The organism is Kribbia dieselivorans NBRC 106261, assembly GCF_001552435.1.
In the GTDB taxonomy this organism is placed as follows: domain Bacteria; phylum Actinomycetota; class Actinomycetes; order Actinomycetales; family Dermatophilaceae; genus Kribbia; species Kribbia dieselivorans.
The window spans coordinates 1-22,384 of record NZ_BCRE01000101.1 but is presented as its reverse complement, the minus strand read 5'-3'; the positions used below and the strand labels follow the sequence as shown (position 1 = coordinate 22,384).

Sequence of the window (22,384 nt, the reverse complement as noted above, 5' to 3'; positions counted from 1 at the left end):
GTCATGACGCGTGCGCCCCGTTCCGGCCATACAGGTCCAGCGCCAACGCGTGATCCTGCAACGGCTTGACCGTCAGCTCACCCGACAGGCGCGCCTCGATGGCCTGCACCGCGGCGCCCAGGCCGTGCACCGTCGTGATGATCGGCTTGTCCATCGCCGTGATCGCCGCGCGGATCTGGTAGCCGTCGGCGCGGGCGTGCTGACCCGAGGGGGTGTTGAAGACCATGTCGATCTCGCCGGCATTGATCCGGTCGACGATGCTCGACTCCCCCGCGGCCCGCTCGGAGTGCTTCCCGACGACCTCGGCCTCGATCCCGTTGCGCCGCAACACATCCGCCGTTCCGGAGGTCGCCACGATGGAGAAGCCGAGGTCACGCAGCCGCTTGATCGGGAAGATCATCGCGCGCTTGTCGCGGTTGGCCACCGAGACGAAGACCGTGCCGGAGGTCGGCAGGTCCCCCGACACCCCGAGCTGGCCCTTGGCGAAGGCCAGGCCGAAGGTGTCGTCGATGCCCATGACCTCACCGGTCGAACGCATCTCCGGGCCGAGGAGGGTGTCGACGACCTGGCCCTCGCGCGTGCGGAACCGCTTGAACGGCAGCACGGCCTCCTTGACCGACATCGGCGCGTGCGGCGGCAGGGAGCCGCCGTCGCCGGTGGCCGGCAGCACGCCCTCGGCGCGCAGGTCGGCGATGCTCGCGCCGAGCATGACGCGCGCGGCGGCCTTGGCGATCGGGACTCCGGTGGCCTTGGCCACGAACGGCACGGTGCGCGAGGCCCGCGGGTTGGCCTCGAGCACGTAGAGCACGTCCTGGGCCAGGGCGAACTGCACGTTCATCAGGCCACGCACGCCGATGCCCTCGGCGAGCTTGCGGGTGGCCTCGCGGACGCGGGCCAACTCGCCGTCGCCGAGCGTCGACGGCGGCAGGGTGCACGAGGAGTCACCGGAGTGGATGCCGGCCTCCTCGATGTGCTCCATGATCCCGCCGAGGTACATCTCCTCGCCGTCGTAGAGCGCGTCGACGTCGATCTCGATGGCGTCGTCGAGGAACCGGTCGACGAGGATCGGGTGCTCCGGCGAGGCCAGCGCCGCGCGGGTCACGTACTCCGAGAGGGTCGTGTCGTCGTAGACGATCTCCATGCCGCGGCCGCCGAGCACGTAGCTGGGGCGGACGAGCACCGGGTACCCGATCTCCCGGGCGACCTCGACGGCCTCCTCGGCGGTGTAGGCCGTGCCGTGCTTGGGCGCGACCAGACCGGCCTCGGCGAGCACACGACCGAAGTGGCCGCGGTCCTCGGCGAGGTCGATGGCCTCCGGCGAGGTGCCGACGATCGGTACGCCGGCGTCCTTGAGGGCCTGGGCCAGGCCGAGCGGGGTCTGCCCGCCGAACTGGACGATGACCCCGGCGATCGGGCCGGCCTGCGACTCGGCATGCACGACCTCGAGGACGTCCTCGAGCGTGAGCGGCTCGAAGTACAGCCGTGACGAGGTGTCGTAGTCGGTCGAGACGGTCTCGGGGTTGCAGTTGACCATGATCGTGTCGTATCCGGCCGCCCGCAGCGAGAAGGAGGCGTGCACGCACGAGTAGTCGAACTCGACTCCCTGACCGATGCGGTTGGGGCCGGAACCGAGGATGATCACCGCCGGGTTCTCGCGCGCGGTGACCTCGTTCTCCTCGTCGTACGAGGAGTAGTGATACGGGGTCTTGGCCTCGAACTCGGCCGCACACGTGTCGACCGTCTTGTAGACCGGCCGGATGCCCAGGGCGTGACGCACCCCGCGCACGACCGCCTCGTCGAGGTGCCGCAGCGAGGCGAGTTGCGCATCGGAGAACCCGTGCCGCTTGGCCAGCCGCAGCAGGTCGGCGGTGAGTTCGTCGGCCGTCTCGATGCGGGTCGCGATCGTGTTGATCTTCTCGATCTGGTCGAGGAACCACGGGTCGATCTTCGTCACCGCGTGGACCTGCTCGACACTGAGCCCGCCGCGCAGTGCCTGCTGCACCTGGACGAGGCGCCCGTCGGTCGGCGTCGCGGCCTGGCCGAGGATGACGTTGGCCTCCTCCAGGGTCGGCGTGGGCTCGTTCCAGTGGAACGACGATCCCTTCCGCTCCATCGACCGCAGCGCCTTCTGCAGGGCCTCGGTGAAGTTGCGGCCCAGCGACATCGCCTCCCCGACAGACTTCATCGTCGTGGTCAACGTCGGGTCGGCGGCCGGGAACTTCTCGAACGCGAACCGCGGCACCTTGACGACGACGTAGTCGATCGTCGGCTCGAACGCCGCCGGGGTCTCCTGCGTGATGTCGTTGGGCACCTCGTCGAGGGTGTAGCCGATGGCCATCTTCGCGGCGATCTTGGCGATCGGGAAGCCGGTGGCCTTGGAGGCGAGCGCCGACGACCTCGACACGCGCGGGTTCATCTCGATGACGATGATCCGCCCGTTCTCGGGGTTGACCGCGAACTGGATGTTGCAGCCGCCGGTGTCGACGCCCACCTCGCGGATCACCGCGATGCCGATGTCGCGCAGCCGCTGGTACTCGCGGTCGGTCAGGGTCAGCGCCGGGGCGACGGTGATGGAGTCACCGGTGTGCACGCCCATCGGGTCGAGGTTCTCGATGGAGCAGACGACCACGACGTTGTCGTTGTGATCGCGCATGAGTTCGAGTTCGTACTCCTTCCAGCCCAGGATCGACTCCTCGAGGAGCACCTCGGTGGTCGGGCTGTACTGCAGGCCGGCGCCACCGATGCGGCGCAGGTCCTCCTCGTCGTAGGCGAAGCCGGAGCCCAGTCCGCCCATGGTGAAGGAGGGCCGCACGACGACGGGGTAGCCGAGTTCGGCCGCGCCGGCGAGCAGGTCGTCCATCGAGTGACAGATGACCGACTTGGCGGATTCGGCGCCGCAGCGCTCGACGACACCCTTGAACCGCTCGCGGTCCTCACCGAGTTCGATGGCCTCGACGTTGGCGCCGATGAGCGGGCAGTTGTACTTCTCGAGCACCCCGTTGGCGTGCAGGGCCATGGCGGTGTTCAGCGCGGTCTGGCCGCCGAGGGTGGCGAGCACCGCGTCCGGGCGCTCCTTGGCGATGATCTTCTCGACCACCTCAGGGGTGATCGGCTCGACGTAGGTGGCGTCGGCGAACTCCGGGTCGGTCATGATCGTGGCCGGGTTCGAGTTGACGAGGATGACCCGCAGGCCCTCCTCACGCAGCACGCGGATGGCCTGGGTGCCGGAGTAGTCGAACTCGCAGGCCTGGCCGATGACGATCGGGCCGGAGCCGATGACGAGGACGGAGTTGAGGTCGCTGCGCTTGGGCATCAGGCGTGAATTCCCTTCTCGGAGTGGGCGTTGCGCGCCATGAGGTCGACGAAGCGATCGAACAGGTAGGCGGAGTCGTGCGGGCCGGCAGCGGCCTCGGGGTGGAACTGCACGGAGTAGGCCGGCACGTCGAGGCATTCGAGGCCCTCGACGACGTCGTCGTTGAGACCGACGTGGGTGACGCGCACGCGGCCGAACTCGGTGTCGACCTCGCCCTCGAGCGGAGCGTCGACGGCGAACCCGTGGTTCTGCGCGGTGATCTCGACCTTGCCGGTGGTGCGGTCCATGACCGGCTGGTTGATGCCGCGGTGGCCGTACTTGAGCTTGTACGTGCCGAAGCCGAGGGCCCGGCCGAGCAACTGGTTGCCGAAGCAGATGCCGAACAGCGGCATCCGGGCCTGCAGCGCCTCGCGGATGACCGCGACCTGCGGGTCGGCGGTGGCCGGGTCACCCGGCCCGTTGGAGAAGAAGATCCCGTCGGGATTCACGGCCAGGCAGTCCGCGTAGGTCGCGTCGTAGGGCAACACGTGCACCTCGATCCCGCGTTCGGAGAGGCGTTGGGGCGTCATCGACTTGATCCCCAGGTCGATCGCGGCGACGGTGAAGCGCTTCTCGCCGACCGCGGGGACGACGTAGGCCTGCGTCGTGCTCACCTCGGCGGCCAGGTCCGCACCGGCCATCTGTGGCGAGGCGAGGACCTGGTCGAGCAGCTGCTCGCCGGTCTGCGTCGCGGCCTCGCCGGAGAAGATGCCCACCCGCATGACACCGCGCTCCCGTAGGTGGCGGGTCAGTGCGCGGGTGTCGACCCCGCTGATGCCGACGATGCCCTGGGTGGCCATGCGTTCGTCGAGCGACACCGTGGAGCGCCAGTTGCTCGGGCGCGGCGACGGGTCGCGCACGACCAGGCCGGCGACCCAGATCTGGTTCGATTCGTAGTCCTCGTCGTTCCAGCCGGTGTTGCCGATGTGCGGGGCGGTGAGGACGACGACCTGCCGGTGGAACGACGGGTCGGTCAACGTTTCCTGGTAGCCGGTCATCCCGGTCGAGAACACGGCCTCGCCGAAGGTGGTGCCGATCGCGCCGAACGCCTCACCGGCGAAGGTTCGGCCGTCTTCGAGCACGAGCACGGCGGGTTGGTCAGACACGGGTGAGGTCACAGGGGGCTCCGTTCTGGGCGGTGGTCGTTCCGCGGAGGATCGTCGTGTGCACGGTTCCGCGGAACGAGCGGCCGTGCCAGGGGTTGTTGCGGGAGTAGGACTGCGAGGCTGACCGGTCGACGGTCAGCGTCGCGTCGGGGTCGATGAGCACGAGGTTGGCGGCCTCACCGACGGCGAGGTCGCCGCCGTGGTCGGTCAGACCGGCGAGGCGGGCGGGGGCCTGGGACATGACCCGGGCGACGTCGCGCCAGGTCATCTGTTCGGTGCGAACGAAGACGTCGCTGATGACCGCCAGGCTCGTCTCGAGGCCGAGGACACCGAAGGCCGCGTCGACGAACGCGTGCTCCTTGTCCTGGCGGGCGTGCGGCGCGTGGTCGGTCGCGACGACGTCGATCGTCCCGTCGAGCAGGCCGGCGCGGATGGCGTCGACGTCCTCCTGCGGGCGCAACGGCGGGTTGACCTTGTAGTCGGGGTCGTAGCCGAGCAACTCCTCCGTGGTCAGGAAGAGGTGGTGCGGGGTGGCCTCGGCGGTCAGGGCGATGCCCTTGGCCTTGGCCCAGCGCACGACCTCGAGGCCCTCGGCGGTGGTGACGTGCGCGACGTGCACACGGGAGTTGGTGTGCGCGGCGAGCATCGCGTCGCGGGCGATGATGCTCGACTCCGCCACCGGCGGCCAGCCGGGCAGACCGAGCCGCCCGGAGATCTCGCCTTCGTGGCAGCACGCGCTCGGCCCGGCCAGGCTCGGGTCCTGGGCGTGCTGGGAGACGACGCCACCGAACGAGCGCACATACTCCAGCGCGCGGCGCATGACGCGGCTGTCGGCCACGCAGCGCCCGTCATCGCTGAAGACCCGCACCGCCGCGCGGGAACGGTGCATCAGCCCGAGTTCGGCAAGTTGCTGCCCCTCCAGCCCGTGGGTGACGGCCCCGATCGGGTGGACGTCGCACAGCCCGGTGCGCGCCCCGAGGTCGAGGATGCGCTCGGCGGCCTCCGCCGTGTCGGTGACCGGGGAGGTGTTGGCCATGGCCAGCACCGCGGTGAACCCACCGACCGCGGCCGCGCGGGTACCCGAGGCGATCGTCTCGGCGTCCTCCCGACCGGGCTCGCGCAGGTGGGTGTGGACGTCGACGAGGCCGGGCAGCAGGACCAACCCGTCGGCGTCGATCGTCTCGACGCTGCGGCCAGCGACCGCGGCGGCGTCGATCGGAGAATCACTGGCGATCTCGACGATCCGGCCGTCGGCCACGAGCACGTCGGCGGTGCGATCGCCCAGGAGTCGGGCACCCCGGATGAGCAGGTCGGTCATGCCGTCATCTCCAGTCCGCCGGTCGTGAGGAGGTGGTAGAGCACCGACATGCGCACCGCCACGCCGGCGGCGACCTGGTCGAGCACGCGTGACTGGGCCGCGTCGGCGGCCTCGGGCGCGATCTCCAGGCCACGGTTCATCGGGCCGGGGTGGCAGATGACGAGGTCGGCGTTCGCGGCGGCCGCGGTGGCCAGGCGGTCGCGGGTCAGGCCGTAGTGGACCGTGTACTCCCGCGGTGTCGGGAAGAAGCCGCCGCTCATCCGCTCGCGCTGGACGCGCAGCATCATCAGCGCGTCCGGGCCGGAGGCGATGACCTCGTCGAGGTCGGTGGCCAGGGCGAACCCGTCGGTCTGCGCCCACTCACCGATGCCGCTGGGCATGAGCGTGTGCGGGGCGACGAGCGTGACCCTCGCGCCGAGCTTGGCCAGGGCCAGCAGATTGGAGCGCACGACCCGCGAGTGCGTCAGATCCCCGACGATCGCGACGTGCCGGCCCTCGACCGAGCCGCCGAACGCGTGCTCCATCGTGTAGGCGTCGAGGAGGGCCTGGGTCGGGTGCTCGTGCGTTCCGTCTCCGGCGTTGACGATGTGCGCGTCGACCCAGCCGGCCACCTGGTGGGCGGCGCCCGAGGCGGAGTGGCGAATGACGATCGCGTCCACGCCCATCGCGGCGATCGTCTGGGCGGTGTCGCGCAGCGACTCCCCCTTGGAGGTCGAGCTGCCCTTGGCCGAGACGTTGATGACGTCGGCCGAGAGCCACTTGCCGGCGATCTCGAAGGAGGAGCGGGTGCGCGTGGAGTCCTCGAAGAAGAGGTTGACGATGGTGCGGCCGCGCAGGGTCGGCACCTTCTTGACCTCGCGGCGCTGCACGTCCTGCATCTGGGAGGCGGTGTCGAGCAGGGCGCGCAGGGCCGGCAGGTCGAGGTCGGCGATGCTCAGCAGGTGCTTGGGCATCGACAGCGGCGGCGCGCCGGTCGCCACCTCGGCGCTGGTGTCGGTGGGGGTGGTCATCGCGCTCCTCCCGCGGAGATGGACACGTACTCCGCGTCGTCGATGCCCTTGAGCCGCACGCTGACGCGCTCCGAGGTCGACGTCGGGAGGTTCTTGCCGACGTGGTCGGCGCGGATCGGGAAGTCACGGTGGCCGCGGTCGACGAGGACGGCCAGGCGCACCGCCCGGGGGCGGCCGTAGTCGGCCAGGCTGTCCATGGCGGCGCGGATCGTGCGGCCGGAGAAGAGGACGTCGTCGACGAGCACGACGATCCGGTCGTCGATGCCGCCGGGCGGGATCACCGTCGGGACCGGTGCGCGAGTCGGCTGTTTGCGCAGGTCGTCGCGGTACATGGTGATGTCGAGGATGCCGTGCGGCACGTTCACACCCTCGACGTCGGCGATGATCGCCGCCAGGCGCTCGGAGAGGGTCACGCCGCGAGTCGGGATGCCCAGCAGAACGAGGTCGTCGGCGCCGCGGTTGCGTTCGAGGATCTCGTGGGCGATGCGCTTGAGCGCACGCGCGATGTCGGCCTCCGACAGGACGCGTTTCTCGGCGTCGCCGACGCCTTCGGGCACAGCAGAGTCAGGACACATCGGTGTCAGGACCTCCTTCTCCGCCTCACGGGACGGTGGTTAAAGGATGTCAGTCGGCCCAGCGGGCCGGTGATGAGTCTAACGAACCGGATCGCTCAGACGAGCGTCGGCTTGATGTCGCTGATGCGACCGAGCAGTCCGTTGATGAACCGCGGCGATTCGTCGGTGCTGAGCTCGGTGGCCAGGGCCACCGCCTCGCTCATCGCGACCTCGTCCGGCACGTCGTCGTTCCACACGATCTCCCACACGCCGATCCGCAGCAGGGAGCGGTCGACGTCGGGCATGCGCTCGAGCGTCCAGCCCATCGAGTACGTCGAGAGCAGGTCGTCGATTTCGAGCCAGTGCGCCACGACACCCTCGACGATCTCGCCCGTGTAGGGGTTGAGCGGATCGCTCGTGACCGGGTTCGCGAGTCGCTCGCGGACGAGTTCGGCCGCGTTCAGACCCCGCTGCTCGGCCTCGAAGAGGATGTCGAGCGCGCGCTTGCGGGCCTTGGTGCGAGCCCCCACCTCAGTTGACGCGGCTGAGGTACGACCCGTCGCGGGTGTCGACCTTGACCTTGGTGCCGGTCTCGAGGAAGAGCGGGACCTGGATCTCGGCGCCGGTCTCGAGGGTGGCCGGCTTGGTGCCACCGGTGGAGCGGTCGCCCTGCAGGCCCGGCTCGGTGTAGGTGACCTCGAGGATGACCGAGGCGGGCAGCTCGATGAACAGGACCGTGCCGTCGTTGCGCGCGACCACCGCCTCCTGGTTCTCGAGCATGTACTTGGCCGCGTCACCGACGATCTCCGGGGCGACCATGATCTGGTCGTAGGTGTCCGGGTCCATGAACACGAAGTCGGTGCCGTCGTTGTAGAGGTACTGCATCGTGCGGCGGTCGACGTTGGCGGTCTCGACCTTCGTGCCGGCGTTGAACGTCTTGTCGATCGTCTTTCCCGTGGTGATCGACTTCATCTTGGTCCGCACGAAGGCCGGGCCCTTGCCGGGCTTGACGTGCTGGAACTCGATCACCTGCCAGAGCTGGTTGTCGATCCGCAGGACCATGCCGTTCTTGAGGTCGTTCGTGGTTGCCACAGGTGTCACTTTCGATCGAGGCGTGCGAGGGCTGCCGTCAATCCTACAAGCCACCGCAGGTCCCGACGGACCAGCGGCGACGCGCCGGGGCGGCCCGCGACCCTCAGGCGCGCACGGCCGCGTCGGCGGCCTCGAGCCACGCCGGCTCCGGGCCGACGAGCCGGGTGGGCTGACCGACGCCGGTCAGGGTGACGAAACGGAGCGTCGCTCCGCGCGTCTTCTTGTCCCGGCGCAGCGCGGTGAGCAGCCGATCCCACGACGCTCCGGCGTACGTCGTCGGCAGACCCAGGGCGGTCAGCACGCTGCGGTGGCGCGCCACGTCGGCGTCACCGAGCTGTCCGGCCAGGCGCGCGAGCTCGGCGGCGAAGACCATGCCGATCGAGATCGCCTCTCCGTGGCGCATGCGATACCCCTCGGCCTGCTCGACGGCGTGACCGTACGTGTGCCCGTAGTTGAGGATCTCGCGCAGCGAGGACTCCTTGAGGTCCGCGGCGACGACATTGGCCTTGACGGTGATCTTGCGCTCGATGAGCTCGCGCAGCCGCGGCCCGACCCGGGTGGCGTCGACCGGGTCCGCCTCGATGAGGTCGAGAATGACCGGATCGGCGATGAATCCGCCCTTGACGACCTCACCCAGGCCGGCGACGAGGTCGGCGTGCGGCAACGTCGACAACGTGTCGAGGTCGCAGACGACAGCGCGTGGCGGGTGGAACGCCCCGACGAGGTTCTTGCCCTCGGCGGTGTTCACGCCCGTCTTGCCGCCCACGGCCGCGTCGACCATGCCGAGCACCGTGGTCGGCACCTGGATGACGTCGACGCCGCGCAGCCAGGCCGCTGCGACAAAGCCCCCGAGGTCGGTGACGCTGCCGCCCCCGACGGCGACGACCGCGTCGGTGCGGGTGAACCCGGCCTGCCCGAGCACCCCCCACAGCCGCGCGGCGACCTCGATCGTCTTGGCCGGCTCCGCGTCCGGCACGGATTCGACGAGGACCTCACGCCCCGTGGCCCGCAGCGCCGCCGCGACCGCCTGGCCGTACTGCGGCAAGGGCTCCGGGTGGATGACGAGCACGCGCATCGTGTCGTCGCGCAGATGCGAGGCGACCTGATCGAGCACCCCGTGCCCGACGGTGACGTCGTAGTCCGACCCGACCGGGATCGTCGTCGTGCTCACGCCTGCTCCTCATCCTCGACGACGATCCCGCTCGGCGTGACCCGACCGGTCTCCTCGAGCCATTCGCGGATCGCCGTGGCGACCTTGGTCGGGGTGCTGCCGGTCGACGAGACGGTGAACGTCGCCAGCGATTCATAGATCGGGCGGCGTTCCCGCATGAGCTTGACCCACGTCGCGCGCGGGTTGACCGCGAGCAGCGGGCGGGACTGGTCGAAGCCGACGCGGTGCGCGGCGTCCTTGACATCGACGTCGAGGAAGACGACGACATGACGCGTCAACGCCTCCCGGATCGACTCGGTCATCGGGCCGCCACCGCCGAGCGAGACCACTCCCCCGAGTTCGTCGAGCGCCCGCAGGGTCTGCTCGGCCTCCAATTCGCGGAAACGCGGCTCCCCCTCGAGCACGAAGATGTCCGAGACCGACTGCCCGGCCGCCTGTTCGACGAGATCGTCGACGTCGTGGAACGCCACGCCGAGTTGCTTGGCCAACCGCGATCCGGCGCTGGTCTTGCCGGCCCCGGGCGGGCCGATGAGGGCGACGGTCACCACGTCTTCATCATCTCCGGGATCGCGTCGAGGTAGGCACGGTGGTTGCGGGCCGTCTCGGCGACGCTGTCACCGCCGAACTTCTCGACGCAGGCCTGGGCCAGCACGAGCGCGACCATCGCCTCGGCGACGACGCCGGCGGCCGGCACGGCACACACATCGGAGCGCTGATGGATCGCCGTGGCCGGGTCGGTGCCGGTGACATCGACGGTGTCCAACGCCCGCGGGACGGTGCTGATCGGCTTCATCGCGGCCCGTACACGCAGCACGTCACCGGTGGACATGCCGCCCTCGGTGCCGCCGGCGCGACCGGTGCGCCGGTGGATGACGCCGTCGCCGTCACGTTCCATCTCGTCGTGCGCGGCGGAGCCTCGTCGCGCGGCCGTGCGGAAGCCGTCACCGACCTCGACGCCCTTGATCGCCTGGATACCCATCAGGGCACCGGCCAGGCGCGAGTCGAGGCGGCGGTCCCAATGCACGTGGGAGCCGAGCCCGGGCGGGCAGCCGTACGCGAGCACCTCGACGACGCCGCCGAGGGTGTCGCCGTCCTTCTTGGCCGCGTCGATCTCGGCGACCATGGCCGCGCTGCCGGCGGCCTCGAAGGCGCGCACCGGGTCGGCGTCCAGCGCGGTGACGTCCTCGGGCGTCGGCAGCGGGGCGTCGTCGCCGACGCCGGCGGTGCCGATGGCCACGGTGTGCGAGACGAGGCGGATGCCGTACGCCTGCTGCAGGAACTTCGCGGCGACCTCACCGAGCGCGACCCGCGCGGCGGTCTCGCGGGCCGAGGCGCGTTCAAGGACCGGGCGGGCATCGTCGAAGCCGTACTTCTGCATGCCCACGAGGTCGGCGTGCCCGGGCCGCGGCCGGGTCAGCGGCTTGTTGCGGGCGATCTCCTTCTCCGCATTGACGTCGTTGGACGCGGCGTAGGCGTCGGCCGAGACCGGATCGGCCGACATGACCGTCTGCCACTTCGGCCACTCGGTGTTGCCGATCATCACGGCCAGCGGCGAACCGAGGGTGAGCCCGTGACGCACCCCGCCGAGGAAGGTCACCTCGTCCTGCTCGAACTTCATCCGCGCGCCGCGGCCATACCCCAACCGGCGGCGAGCCAGCGCGGCAGCGACGTCACCGGTGGTGACCCCCACTCCGGCAGGCATCCCCTCAAGGGTGGCCACAAGGGCCTGGCCGTGCGACTCTCCAGCGGTCAACCAACGCATGTGGGGCATCTTCCCACGCGTCTCAGTTGCGGGCGGTCGCCGTCCGCGCTGCGGAAGCCATGGCCGCCACGACCGCTGGGCCACAGGTGTGCCCGGTCATGAGTTCGACCTGACGCACGGCCTGGTGGATGAGCATCTCCAGGCCGGACACGACGATGAAGCCCGCCTGCGCCGCGGCCCGGGCCAGCGGGGTCGGCCAGTGCGCGTAGACCACGTCGAGCATGACCGGAGCGTCGTGGGCCCGGGTAGCACCGTCGGCCTGGGTCTGGGAGTGCGACCCTCGGGTCGAGAGCGCCTCGGCGGCCGCAGCGCTGCCGCCGGGCGCCAGGGTGCTCAGCACGACCGCGGAGTCCCGCGTGGCCCACTCCCCGAGCGGCACGTACGCCACCGTCAGCCCGAGTTCGGCGGCCGTGCGCTCCAGCGCCGCCCGAGCCTTCTCGGGCGTGCGGGCCGCCACGATCACCTCACCGAAGCCGAGGTCGCGCAGGGCACACAGGGCCGAGCGGGCTGTCGCGCCGCCGCCGAGGACCGTCGCGACGTCGCCGGTCGAGGCGACCGCTCCGGCCTCCGTCAAGGCCGTCGTGAGGCCATGGACGTCGGTGTTGTCGGCGTGCCACCCGTCACCGACGCGCACCAACGTGTTGATCGCGCCGGCGAGCCGCGCCGTGTCGCAGACCCGGTCGGCGACCTGCGCCGCGACCTCCTTGAGCGGCATCGTCAGCGACAGCCCCCGCCATGACTCGTCGAGGCCGTCGACAAAGGGGACGAAACGCTCCTGGGTCACGTCGTGGCGGCCATAGGCCCAGTCGGTCAGCCCGAGCGCGTCGTACGCCGCCCCGTGCAGCACCGGTGAGAGGGAATGATCGACCGGGTGACCCAGCACCGCGGCGCGGTGGACCACCGGCGATGTCACTTGCCGTTCTGCCACTTCTGGATGTTGCGCTGGTGCTCCTCGAACGTCGACGCGAACAGGGTCTCGCCGGTGTTGCTGTCGATCGTCACGAAATACAGCCACGTGCCCTGGTCCGGCGTGACGGCGGCCTCGATCGCGGCCACGCCCGGGTTGTTGATCGGCCCCGGCGGCAGGCCCGCGTTGAGGTAGGTGTTGTACGGGTCGACCTGCCCGCGCTCGGCGTCGGTCGTCTCGACGTTGCCGCGCTTGTGCGTGATGTAGTGGATGGTGCTGTCCATCTGCAGCCGGCCGTTGATCAGGCCGGTCTGGTCGACGAGGCGGTTCTCGACGACGCGCGCGACCTTGCCGCGATCGACCTTGCCCGAGGACTCGCCCTCGACGATCGAGGCCAGCGTCAGGGTGCGCTCCCACTTCGCGCGCGGCACCTTGAGGTCGGTGAGCTCCTGCGTGGTCTCGTCGACCATGCGCTGGAGCTGCGCCTTGGGGCTGTCCTGCTTGCTGAAGTTGTACGTCTTCGGGAAGAGCCAGCCCTCGAGGCGGTACTTGGCCTGGTCCGGGGCGGTGATGCCCTTCGGCAACGTGACCGTGGTGGCGGCCTTCTCGTAGTCGGCGACCTTGTGACCGGTCGACTTCGCCAGCGTCGCGTAGATCTCGGAGGCCCACTTGCCCTCGGGGATGGTGATGCCCGAACTGACGCGCGCATTGGCGTCGCCGAGGATGGCCAGCGCCTCGCTCGCGCTCATCTGCTTCTTGAGCTGGTACGTGCCCGGCTGGATCGAACTCGAGGCGCTCGGGTTGCCGTTGGCGGCCTCGATGAAGGACGACTGGGTCTTGATGACGTCGAGCTTGGCCAGTCCGGCGGCGATCTGACTGCCGGTGGCACCCTCCTCGACCGTGTACTCGACCGTCCCCGTGCCAGGGCCGGCGTAGTCGTTGCGGCTGAAGAAGCTCGAGAACATCGGCGTCAGGGCCCCGACGGCGAACACGAGGGCGGCGACGATGAGAACCACCCCGAGCAGCACGACCAGTCGTGTGCGACCCGATCGGTTGCGCGGCTCGCGGGAGCGACGCTCCGCCCGCGTCGTCGGCGGCGGTCGGTCACCGAAGATGGTCTCGTCCAGTCGCGGTTCGATCATCCTGTCCTGTCCTTGGTTCTCGGCTTGCGCCGCTTGCCACCCACGCTTTCGCCGGGCGCTCGCCCACTGCTGCGCTCGAGGTCGAGTGCAGTCTGCAGGATGAGGACGGCCGCCGCTTGATCGACGACGGCGCGTTGGCGTTTCCCCGCGACCCCACTTTCGCGCAGTCCCCGGTGGGCGTCCACCGACGTCAATCGCTCATCGACGAGTCGTACCTCGACCGGGCGACATGCCCCGGCCAGAACGAGAGCATACTGCCGCGCCTTGAGAGCCGCGGTTCCCTGCTCCCCGCTGAGGAGGAGGGGCAGCCCCACGACGATCTCGATCGCCTGTGATTCCGCCGCCAGCGCCGCGATCTCGACGATGTCGGCATCGGTCGCCGTCGGCGCGGCACCGGCCCCGGGTTCGGAGCCGGCGGCGCGCGTCAGCGTGGCGACCGGGGTGGCGAGCATCCCGTCGGGGTCGCACGTGGCCACACCGACCCGCACATCCCCGACGTCGATGCCGAGCCGGACCCCACGACGCATCCGATCAGGCCCCCGCCAGCTTTTCCTCGACGGCCTTGAGCGCGTCGTTGACGGCCGTGGCGTCCTGGCCACCGCCTTGGGCGATGTCGGGCTTGCCGCCGCCACCGCCGCCGAGCACCTTGGCCGCGACCTTGACGAGGGTGCCCGCCTTGGTGCCGGCATCCCGGGCGCTCTGGTTGGTCGCGATGACGATGACCGGGCGGTCGTCGGCGTCTCCGGTGACCGCCACCACGACCGGGCGCTCCTCGCCCAGGCGCCCGCGGGTGTCGAGCACCATCTGCCGCACGTCGTCGGCCGAGGCGCCGGCCGCGTGGTGCCCGACGAACGTCGTGCCGGCCACGTCCTTGGCCGCGTCGGTCAGCGAGCCGGCAGCCGCGAGCACCTGCTCGCGGTGCAGCCGGGCGATCTCCTTCTCGGCGTCCTTGAGGCGAGTGATCATGTCACCGATCCGGTCGGTCAACTCACCGGAGGACGCGTTGACCAGGCCCGACAACTCGTGCACGATCGCGCGTTCCCTGGCCAGGTAGCGCAGCGCCTCCATGCCCACGAACGCCTCGACGCGCCGGACCCCGGAGCCGACGGACGATTCTCCGGTCAGCGTGATGGTGCCCACCTGGCTGGAGCGTCGCACGTGCGTGCCACCGCAGAGTTCGCGCGACCAGGGGCCGCCGATCTCGATGACCCGGACGTCCTCACCGTAGGTCTCGCCGAAGAGCGCCAGCGCGCCCCAGGCCTTCGCGTCGGGCAGGGACATCCACTGCGCGGAGACGGGCAGGTCGTCGCGGACGGCGAGGTTGGCGACCTCCTCGATCTCGCTGCGGGTCTCGGGCGAGAGGGCCTGGTTCCAGGCGAAGTCGAGTCGCAGGTAGCCGGGCTTGTTGTACGACCCCGATTGGAGCGCCGTCGGGCCGAGCACCTCACGGAGCGCGGCGTGGACGACGTGGGTGCCCGAGTGTGCCTGGCACGCCTCGACGCGCCACTGCGGGTCGACCTCGGCCAGCGCCTGCTCGCCGACGCGCACCGGCCCGTCGATGACCTCGACGGTGTGGACGACCAGACCCTTGACCGGGCGCTGGACGTCGCGCACGCGCATGCGCACCCCGTCGGCCGTGATGACCCCCTCGTCGGCGATCTGACCACCGGACTCGGCGTAGAAGCACGAACGGTCGAGCACGACCTGACCGGTCTGGCCGGGTTCGAGTTCGGCGACCTGCGCGCCGTCGCGCACCAGGCCGATCACGGTGGCCTCGGTGGTGAGCGTGTCGTAGGCGATCCAGTCGGTCGCACCGAGCGCGCGCAGGTCGCGCCACACCTCGGTGTTGGCGTGCCCGGCCTTCTTGGCCCGCGCGTCCGCCTTGGCGCGCTCACGCTGCTCCTGCATGAGGCGGGTGAAGCCCTCGCGGTCGACCTCGAGGCCCTGCTCGGCGGCCATCTCGAGGGTCAGGTCGATGGGGAAGCCGTAGGTGTCGTGCAGCGTGAACGCCTGGCTGCCCGAGAGGGTCGAGCCGCCGGCCGACTTCGTCGCGTTGACCGCGTTGTCGAGGATCGTCGTGCCCTGGGCCAGCGTGCGGCGGAAGGCGACCTCCTCGGCATAGGCGATGGCGCTGATGCGGTCGAAGTTCTCACGCAGTTCGGGGTAGGACTGGCTCATCCGCTCCATCGAGACCGGCAGCAGGTGCGGCAGGGCCGGATCGTCGTACCCGAGCAGGCGCATGGCCCGCACCGCGCGGCGCAGCATACGGCGCAGGACGTAACCGCGACCCTCGTTGCCGGGCGTGACGCCGTCGCCGATGAGCATGAGCGAGGAGCGGACGTGGTCGGCGACGACGCGCAGGTGGACGTCGTCGGGGTGGCTCGTGCCGGCGGCGTGGCCCGAGCGCGTGCCGTACTCCTTGCCGGTCATCTCGGCGGCCTTGGCCAGGACCGGGAACACCTCGTCGATCTCGTACATGTTGTCGACGCCCTGGAGCACCGAGGCGATGCGCTCCAGGCCCATGCCGGTGTCGATGCTCTTCTTGGGCAGGTCGCCGATGATCGGGAAGTCGGCCTTGCCGGTGCCCTCGCCGCGCTCGTTCTGCATGAAGACGAGGTTCCAGATCTCCATGTACCGGTCCTCGTCGACCGCCGGGCCGCCCTCGGCGCCGTAGGCCGGGCCGCGGTCGTAGAAGATCTCGGAGCATGGACCGCACGGGCCGGGCACGCCCATCGACCAGAAGTTGTCGGCCATGCCGCGGCGCACGATGCGCTCCTCGGGCAGCCCGATGACCTCGCGCCAGATGTCGACCGCCTCGTCGTCGTCGAGGTAGACCGTGGCCCAGAGGCGCTCGGGGTCGAGGCCGTAGCCGCCCTTGTCGACCGAGGAGGTCAGCAGCTCCCACGCCATCTCGATGGCGCCCTGCTTGAAGTAGTCGCCGAAGCTGAAGTTGCCGTTCATCTGGAAGAACGTGCCGTGCCGGCTGGTCTTGCCGACCTCGTCGATGTCGCCGGTGCGCACGCACTTCTGCACGCTCGTGGCGCGCGGGTACGGCGGGGTCTCCTGGCCGAGGAAGTAGGGCTTGAACGGGACCATGCCGGCGTTGACGAACAGCAGGTTGGGGTCCTCGTGGATCAGCGGAGCCGATGGGACCACCGTGTGGCCCTTGCTCTCGAAGAACGACAGCCAACGGCGGCGGATCTCGGCGGTTTCCATGATCTCCTCGAACAGCGAAGGGGTGAACCCGTCCATCTTAGGTCTCCCGCGCCCCCGCCCGGTTCGAGGTCGCCCTGCCCGGTTCGAGGTATGACGCGGCGGATTCCCGCCGCGTCATACCTCGAACCGCGGGGTCCGGGGCCAGGGGCGGTCGCGGGTCAGGTCCGGGGTCAGGATTGGGGCGCGGTCACCGCTTGCCGCGGATGATCCGGCGCAGTTCGGCCCAGCGCGCGCCGAGCCGTTCCTCCCAACCGCGGGTCGTCGGGTGGTAGTACTGCACATCGGCCGCAAGCAGGTCGTCGGGCAGGAACTGCTGCGCCCCCACCCCGGCCGGCTCGTCGTGCGTGTAGCGATACCCCTCACCGTGCCCGAGCCGAGCCGCCCCGGAGTACCCGCTGCCGCGCAGGTGGGTCGGCACCGGCCCGCCCTTGCCCGCGCGTACATCGGCGATCGCGGCGTTCATCGCCTGGTACGACGCGTTCGACTTCGGCGCGAGGGCGTTGTGCACGACCGCTTGGGCCAGGATGAGCCGCGCCTCGGGCATCCCGATCTGCGCCACCGCGTGCATCGCCGCCACGGCGGTCTGGAGCGCGGTCGGGTCGCCCATGCCGACGTCCTCGCTGGCCGAGATGACGATGCGCCGAGCGATGAAACGCGGGTCCTCCCCCGCCTCCAGCTGCCGCGCCAGGTAGTGCAGGGCCGCGTCCACATCGGAGCCGCGCATGGATTTGATGAACGCGCTGGCCACGTCGTAGTGCTGGTCACCGCTGCGGTCGTAGCGCACGGCCGCGTGGTCGACGGCCTGCTCAACATGCGCCAGCCTGATCGGGGTCGGGGCGTCCGTGTCGATCACGCTGTCACCGGTAGCGTCCTCGTCGCTGCCCTGGGCCCGCGCGTCGAACGCGACTCCGGCAGCCGCCTCGAGATGCGTCAAGGCACGCCGCGCGTCTCCGCCGGCCATCGCCACGAGGTGATCAGCGGCCTTCTCGTCGAGGGCGTATTCACCGGCCAGGCCCCGCTCGTCGGTCAACGCCGCGTCGATGACCTGCCGGATCTCGTCCTCCGCCAAGGGCCCGAGGGTGACGAGCACCGACCGCGACAACAACGGCGCGATGATCGAGAACGACGGATTCTCGGTCGTCGCCGCGACGAGGATGACCTGCCGATTCTCGACTCCGGGCAGGAGCGCGTCCTGCTGTGCCTTGGTGAAGCGATGGATCTCGTCGAGGAAGAGCACCGTCTGTCGGCCGTACATCGCGCGGGTGCGCGCGGCCGTGTCCATGACCGTGCGGACGTCCTTGACACCAGCGGTCACGGCCGAGAGTTCGACGAAGTCCCGGTCGGCCGCGGTCGCGACGAGGTGCGCGAGCGTCGTCTTGCCGGTGCCCGGCGGTCCCCAGAGGATGGCCGACAGCGAGCCCGCATTGCCGCCGGCGCCTTCGATGAGGCGGCGCATGGGGCTGCCCGGTCTCAGCACGTCGGCCTGGCCGCGCACCTCATCGAGGGAGCGCGGTCGCATCCGGGCAGCGAGCGGGGCCCGCGGGTCGATGGTCGGGGTGCGCCCGTCGCCGCTGCCGCTCTGGTCGGCGGAGGCGAAGAGGTCTGGCACGTCGGACACGCCCTCCACGCTAACCGCCCCAAGTGACCGGCCAGGAAACGGGCGGCCATCTCGGTGTCTCGGCGGTGTCATCCGTAGGCTGCTCCTGACGTGCCCACCGGCCAAAGGAGCCCACGTGTCCACTCTCCAGTCGTTCGGAGACCTCCTCGATCTGCGACACACCGATGCCCCCAGTGTCTTCACGACCGAGGTCGACAACTCGTGGGGCTTCGCCAAGGCCATCAACGGTGGGGTGCTCATGTCGGTCGCCGCGCGGGCCCTTGAGGTGAGGGCAGCCGACGAGGGTCTGCAGCCGCACGTCGTGGCGCTGTCGACGGTGTTCCTGTCGCGGGCGACCCCCGGCACACTGCGCGTCGAGACGGAACTGCTGCGCCGAGGTCGTGGGGTGTCGGCAGCCCAGGTGCGCATCACCCAGGACGAGGATGGCCAACCGGTCGAACGCTTCCGGGCGCTGCTGACCCTCTCAGATCTGGCCACCCACGCGGAACCCGTTCTGCTGCAACCAAGTCCGCCGTCAATGCCGGTCCCGCAGGAGTGTGTCGGCACGCCCGACACCGCGAAACTGCGCGGCGAGACCGACGTGCCGCTGGCCGAACACATCGAGCAACGCATCGACCCCGCGACGGCCGGATGGGCGCGCGGCGAGCCGTCCGGGCAGGGCGAGATCCGCGGGTGGTTCCGGTTCCTCGACGACCGCGTGGTGCAGCCGGCCGACCTCTTCTTCGTCCTCGACTGCTTCCCGCCGGTGGCCTTCGATCTGGGGGTCATGGGGTGGGCGCCGACGCTGTCGTTCACCGGGTATGTGCGCGGTATCCCGGCACCGGGATGGATCCAGGTGCGCATGCGGACCTCCACGGCCATCGGCGGTCTCATCGAGGAGGACGTCGAGCTGTGGGACTCCACCGGGCAACTCGTCGCCCAGTCGCGCCAACTCGCCGGGATCCGCCCGCCCAAGAACGACTGACCCCAGCGGGGTCCAACCCCATACCCCCTCGGCTTGGCGACGACGTGCGCACCCGGTGTCGATCGGCCGGGGCGGTGTCCTTGTGCAGGGTTGGCCGACGCCCGGGTGGGGGGGCCAACCCTGCACAACGACACCGGGTAGGGGCACAACGACACCGGGCGCCACCAACGACGCCGTGCTCGCCCAACGGCGTCACGTGTTCACTGCAGGACCCACTCGATCTTCACGCCGGCACCGACCAGATGGCGTAGCTCAGAAGCGCTTGCATCAGCGTGAGGAACGCCGGACGCGCCAACCAGCCCCCACGGACAAGGGCCAGCACGAACACGGAAAGCACTGCGCTGCTCACCGCAATGGCCAAGATCCCCCAGTCGACGGCACTGGTCCACGGCCCCTTCCAACCGACGACCGCACCGGCAACCGTCACAACGGCGGCGATCAGACTCACCGCGACGACGCCCCAGCCGAAAGTCGTGGGACCTGATGAGCCGGGCTTCGTCTCCACGGCGAAGGCCTGCCGTAGGACTGGTACGTCATCCGCGACCACAGGCCGGCTGGGTTCGGCCGGGATCGGTTCACCGCGCCGTTGCAAAGAAACCCGCCGACGCCAGATTCCGACAGCCGTCGGTGCCCAGAGCAGGGTCGCGCCCACCGCAACCAGCCATCGCCCCAAGACGGCAAGCCCGACCGTGCAGGCGGCGCCGACACCCACGGTGAGAAGGATCTTCGGCCACGTGACGTTCTCCTCGGAGTCCAGCCACGCGAGTTGCCCGTACCACCGGCGAGCCATGGACGGCCTGCCGCCCCCCGTTTCGGTCCTCACAAGCGCGGCCCAACGCGCGCGCTTGTGAGGACCCCGAGGAGGGTGTCAGCTGGCCGGCTGAGCACCGGCCGCCTCGACCTTCACGTCGCCCTTCTCCTTGGCCTCACCCTTGGGCTCGGGCTTCGCGTCGATGCCGGCCTCCTTGCGCTGCTGCGCGGTGATCGGAGCCGGAGCGTCGGTCAGCGGGTCATACCCGCCACCGGACTTCGGGAACGCGATGACGTCACGGATCGAGTCGTACCCGCCGAGCAGCATGACGATGCGGTCCCACCCGAACGCGATGCCACCATGCGGCGGAGCGCCGAACTGGAACGCGTCGAGCAGGAACCCGAACTTCTCCTGCGCGGACTCCTCGTCCAGACCCATGACTGCGAACACCCGCTCCTGGATGTCCTTGCGGTGGATACGGATCGAGCCGCCGCCGATCTCGTTGCCGTTGCAGACGACGTCGTAGGCGTACGCCAGCGCCGATCCCGGGTCGGTGTCGAACGTGTCGAGGTACTCCGGCTTGGGCGAGGTGAATGCGTGGTGCACCGCGGTCCACGCACCCGACCCGACCGCGACGTCACCGGCGGCCACCGCGTCACCGGCGGGCTCGAACAGCGGCGCGTCGACGACCCACAGGAACGACCACTTCGACTCGTCAATGAGGTCGGTGCGCTTGGCGATCTCGAGACGGGCCGCACCCAGCAGCGCTCGCGAGGGCTTCGGCGCTCCGGCTGCGAAGAAGATGCAGTCGCCGGGTGTGGCACCGGTGTGCGCCGCCAAACCGGCCTTCTCGGCGTCGGAGATGTTCTTGGCGACCGGGCCGCCGAGCTCGCCGTCCTCGCCGACGGTCACGTAGGCCAGGCCCTTGGCGCCGCGCTGCTTGGCCCACTCCTGCCACGCGTCGAACTGGCGACGCGGCTGCGATCCGCCGCCGGGCATGACGACCGCGCCCACGTAGTCGGCCTGGAAGACCCGGAATGGGGTGTCCTTGAAGAACTCGGTGCAGTCGGTCAGCTCGAGGTCGAAGCGCAGGTCCGGCTTGTCGGTGCCGTACCGCTGCATCGCCTCGGCGTACGTCATCCGCGGGAACGGGGTGGGCAGGTCGATGTCGATGAGTGTCCAGATCGACACGAGGATCTCCTCGGCCAGCGCGATGATGTCGTCCTGGTCGACGAACGACATCTCGATGTCGAGCTGGGTGAACTCCGGCTGACGGTCGGCCCGGAAGTCCTCATCGCGGTAGCAGCGCGCGATCTGGTAGTACCGCTCCATCCCGGCGACCATGAGCAGCTGCTTGAACAGCTGCGGCGACTGCGGCAGCGCGTACCACGACCCCGGCGCCAGGCGGGCGGGCACGAGGAAGTCACGCGCGCCCTCGGGGGTCGAGCGGGTCAGGGTCGGAGTCTCGATCTCGACAAAGTCGTGCCCGTCGAGCACGCGGCGCGCGGCCCGGGAGACCTGGGAGCGCAGTCGCAGCCCGTGCCCGGCCGAGTGCGCCCCGGGGCGGCGCAGGTCCAGGTAGCGGTACTTGAGCCGGGCCTCCTCACCGACGTTGACGCGCTCGTCGATCTGGAACGGCAGCGGCGCCGCCTCGCTGAGCACCTCGATGCTCGAGGCCACGACGTCGATCTCGCCGGTGGGCAGCGCCGGGTTGACGTCCTTCTCCGAACGCGGGGTCACCTCGCCGACGACCTTGATGCAGAACTCGTTGCGCAGGTCGTGCGCGGCGGCCTCGAGGACCTCGTCACGGGCGACGACCTGCGCCACCCCGGAGGCATCGCGCAGATCGAGGAACGCCACCCCGCCGTGGTCGCGTCGCTTCGCCACCCAACCGGTGAGGGTGACGGTCTGGCCGGACTGCGAGGCACGCAGGGTGCCCGCTTCGTGGGTGCGCAGCAAGGGGTGTCCTTCGAATCGACGTGTCATGCGGCCGCCGAGGCAGCCGGGCCCCATCCTAGTGAGCCCGGAGACAACGTCATTCATCCGGCAGCGCACGGATGTGACCCACCTGCCCATCCGGGTTACCGTGGTGGATCGTGACTGCCCCCAGCCGAACCCTGTCGCGCCGCACCCTGCTCGCCGCCCCGCCCGTTCTCCTGGCCGCCGGATTGGCCGCCGCGTGCACCCGCGGTGACGCCTCCGGCCCGACCGGGAACTCGACCACGTCGGCGACGGTCTCCCCGTCGAAGGCCCGCGCGCTCCCCGACCCGGTCGTGCTGCAGGACTCCCCCACTCGCGCGGCGAAGCACATCGCCGACCTCGACTGGGGCCGTCACACCCCCGTGGTCATCGTCGCGCCGAAGGACGAGCGGGCCTGGGCACCGGCCATCGAGGCGGCCCGCGCCGCCGGCGCCGCCGACC

At 70.3% G+C, this 22,384-nt stretch carries 19 protein-coding genes; 2 read left to right on the top strand and 17 right to left on the bottom strand.

Annotated features, from left to right (window positions below; all coding sequences use genetic code 11):
• Position 1: 1 nt before the first annotated feature.
• From carB to KD1_RS09195, 15 genes are all read right to left on the bottom strand, one after another.
• The gene (carB, locus tag KD1_RS09265; RefSeq protein ID WP_068400892.1) at positions 2-3,313 is read right to left on the bottom strand and encodes a carbamoyl-phosphate synthase large subunit; all 3,312 of its coding nucleotides are present in this window, start codon (positions 3,311-3,313) and stop codon (positions 2-4) included.
• Positions 3,313-4,458 carry a glutamine-hydrolyzing carbamoyl-phosphate synthase small subunit gene (gene carA, locus KD1_RS09260; RefSeq protein ID WP_217995854.1) on the bottom strand — a complete coding sequence of 382 codons (1,146 nt, stop codon included), beginning with the start codon at positions 4,456-4,458 and terminating at the stop codon, positions 3,313-3,315. The genes carB and carA overlap by 1 nt, the downstream gene beginning before the upstream one ends.
• Positions 4,451-5,776, bottom strand: coding sequence for a dihydroorotase (locus KD1_RS09255; RefSeq protein ID WP_068400887.1), 1,326 nt, complete (start codon positions 5,774-5,776; stop codon positions 4,451-4,453). Before KD1_RS09255 ends, carA begins: the two co-directional genes overlap by 8 nt.
• A complete protein-coding gene (locus KD1_RS09250) occupies positions 5,773-6,729 on the bottom strand; it encodes an aspartate carbamoyltransferase catalytic subunit (protein WP_068400922.1) in 957 nt (318 codons plus the stop codon). The genes KD1_RS09255 and KD1_RS09250 overlap by 4 nt, the downstream gene beginning before the upstream one ends.
• Before the next feature lie 53 nt (positions 6,730-6,782).
• Positions 6,783-7,361 (bottom strand): bifunctional pyr operon transcriptional regulator/uracil phosphoribosyltransferase PyrR, encoded by a 579-nt coding sequence (pyrR, locus tag KD1_RS09245; RefSeq protein ID WP_068400884.1) that lies wholly within the window; start codon positions 7,359-7,361, stop codon positions 6,783-6,785.
• A gap of 95 nt (positions 7,362-7,456) precedes the next feature.
• Positions 7,457-7,870: a transcription antitermination factor NusB gene (gene nusB, locus KD1_RS09240; RefSeq protein ID WP_068400881.1), complete on the bottom strand. Its 414-nt coding sequence runs from the start codon at positions 7,868-7,870 to the stop codon at positions 7,457-7,459.
• 1 nt (position 7,871) lies between these two features.
• On the bottom strand, positions 7,872-8,432 hold the full coding sequence (gene efp, locus KD1_RS09235) for an elongation factor P (protein ID WP_068400878.1): 561 nt from the start codon (positions 8,430-8,432) through the stop codon (positions 7,872-7,874).
• Positions 8,433-8,535: 103 nt separating this feature from the next.
• Positions 8,536-9,603, bottom strand: a complete 1,068-nt coding sequence (gene aroB, locus KD1_RS09230; protein WP_068400874.1) for a 3-dehydroquinate synthase — start codon at positions 9,601-9,603, stop codon at positions 8,536-8,538.
• Positions 9,600-10,148 carry a shikimate kinase gene (locus KD1_RS09225; RefSeq protein ID WP_245627339.1) on the bottom strand — a complete coding sequence of 183 codons (549 nt, stop codon included), beginning with the start codon at positions 10,146-10,148 and terminating at the stop codon, positions 9,600-9,602. Before KD1_RS09225 ends, aroB begins: the two co-directional genes overlap by 4 nt.
• Positions 10,145-11,365, bottom strand: coding sequence for a chorismate synthase (gene aroC / locus KD1_RS09220; protein ID WP_068400869.1), 1,221 nt, complete (start codon positions 11,363-11,365; stop codon positions 10,145-10,147). The genes KD1_RS09225 and aroC overlap by 4 nt, the downstream gene beginning before the upstream one ends.
• Positions 11,366-11,387: 22 nt before the next feature.
• Positions 11,388-12,293, bottom strand: coding sequence for a shikimate dehydrogenase (locus tag KD1_RS09215; protein ID WP_245627338.1), 906 nt, complete (start codon positions 12,291-12,293; stop codon positions 11,388-11,390).
• The gene (mltG, locus tag KD1_RS09210) at positions 12,275-13,414 is read right to left on the bottom strand and encodes an endolytic transglycosylase MltG (RefSeq protein WP_068400863.1); all 1,140 of its coding nucleotides are present in this window, start codon (positions 13,412-13,414) and stop codon (positions 12,275-12,277) included. Before mltG ends, KD1_RS09215 begins: the two co-directional genes overlap by 19 nt.
• Positions 13,411-13,941: a Holliday junction resolvase RuvX gene (ruvX, locus tag KD1_RS09205; RefSeq protein ID WP_068400860.1), complete on the bottom strand. Its 531-nt coding sequence runs from the start codon at positions 13,939-13,941 to the stop codon at positions 13,411-13,413. Before ruvX ends, mltG begins: the two co-directional genes overlap by 4 nt.
• Before the next feature lie 4 nt (positions 13,942-13,945).
• A complete protein-coding gene (gene alaS / locus KD1_RS09200) occupies positions 13,946-16,630 on the bottom strand; it encodes an alanine--tRNA ligase (protein WP_068400918.1) in 2,685 nt (894 codons plus the stop codon).
• 187 nt (positions 16,631-16,817) lie between these two features.
• A complete protein-coding gene (locus tag KD1_RS09195; protein WP_068400914.1) occupies positions 16,818-18,239 on the bottom strand; it encodes a replication-associated recombination protein A in 1,422 nt (473 codons plus the stop codon).
• A 124-nt stretch (positions 18,240-18,363) separates the two neighbouring features.
• Between KD1_RS09195 and KD1_RS09190 the strand changes: the two genes are divergently transcribed.
• Positions 18,364-19,212, top strand: coding sequence for a thioesterase family protein (locus KD1_RS09190; RefSeq protein ID WP_068400857.1), 849 nt, complete (start codon positions 18,364-18,366; stop codon positions 19,210-19,212).
• A 223-nt stretch (positions 19,213-19,435) separates the two neighbouring features.
• On the opposite strand, the gene KD1_RS09185 is transcribed toward KD1_RS09190, so the two are convergent.
• Together KD1_RS09185 and aspS are read right to left on the bottom strand one after the other, a co-directional pair.
• Positions 19,436-20,002, bottom strand: a complete 567-nt coding sequence (locus KD1_RS09185; protein WP_068400855.1) for a hypothetical protein — start codon at positions 20,000-20,002, stop codon at positions 19,436-19,438.
• A gap of 78 nt (positions 20,003-20,080) precedes the next feature.
• Positions 20,081-21,922, bottom strand: coding sequence for an aspartate--tRNA ligase (gene aspS / locus KD1_RS09180; protein WP_068400852.1), 1,842 nt, complete (start codon positions 21,920-21,922; stop codon positions 20,081-20,083).
• Positions 21,923-22,059: 137 nt separating this feature from the next.
• Here aspS and KD1_RS09175 point away from each other — a divergent pair.
• Positions 22,060-22,384: hypothetical protein (locus tag KD1_RS09175; RefSeq protein ID WP_217995853.1), on the top strand; the 325-nt coding region annotated here is incomplete at its 3' end.

Coding starts and splice junctions, on each gene's coding strand:
- carB (WP_068400892.1), bottom strand. CDS start 3,313: ATGCCCAAGCGCAGCGACCTCAACTCCGTCCTCGTCATCGGCTCCGGC.
- KD1_RS09255 (WP_068400887.1), bottom strand. CDS start 5,776: ATGACCGACCTGCTCATCCGGGGTGCCCGACTCCTGGGCGATCGCACC.
- KD1_RS09250 (WP_068400922.1), bottom strand. CDS start 6,729: ATGCCCAAGCACCTGCTGAGCATCGCCGACCTCGACCTGCCGGCCCTG.
- pyrR (WP_068400884.1), bottom strand. CDS start 7,361: ATGTGTCCTGACTCTGCTGTGCCCGAAGGCGTCGGCGACGCCGAGAAA.
- aroC (WP_068400869.1), bottom strand. CDS start 11,365: ATGCGTTGGTTGACCGCTGGAGAGTCGCACGGCCAGGCCCTTGTGGCC.
- mltG (WP_068400863.1), bottom strand. CDS start 13,414: ATGATCGAACCGCGACTGGACGAGACCATCTTCGGTGACCGACCGCCG.
- ruvX (WP_068400860.1), bottom strand. CDS start 13,941: ATGCGTCGTGGGGTCCGGCTCGGCATCGACGTCGGGGATGTGCGGGTC.
- alaS (WP_068400918.1), bottom strand. CDS start 16,630: ATGGAAACCGCCGAGATCCGCCGCCGTTGGCTGTCGTTCTTCGAGAGC.
- KD1_RS09185 (WP_068400855.1), bottom strand. CDS start 20,002: ATGGCTCGCCGGTGGTACGGGCAACTCGCGTGGCTGGACTCCGAGGAG.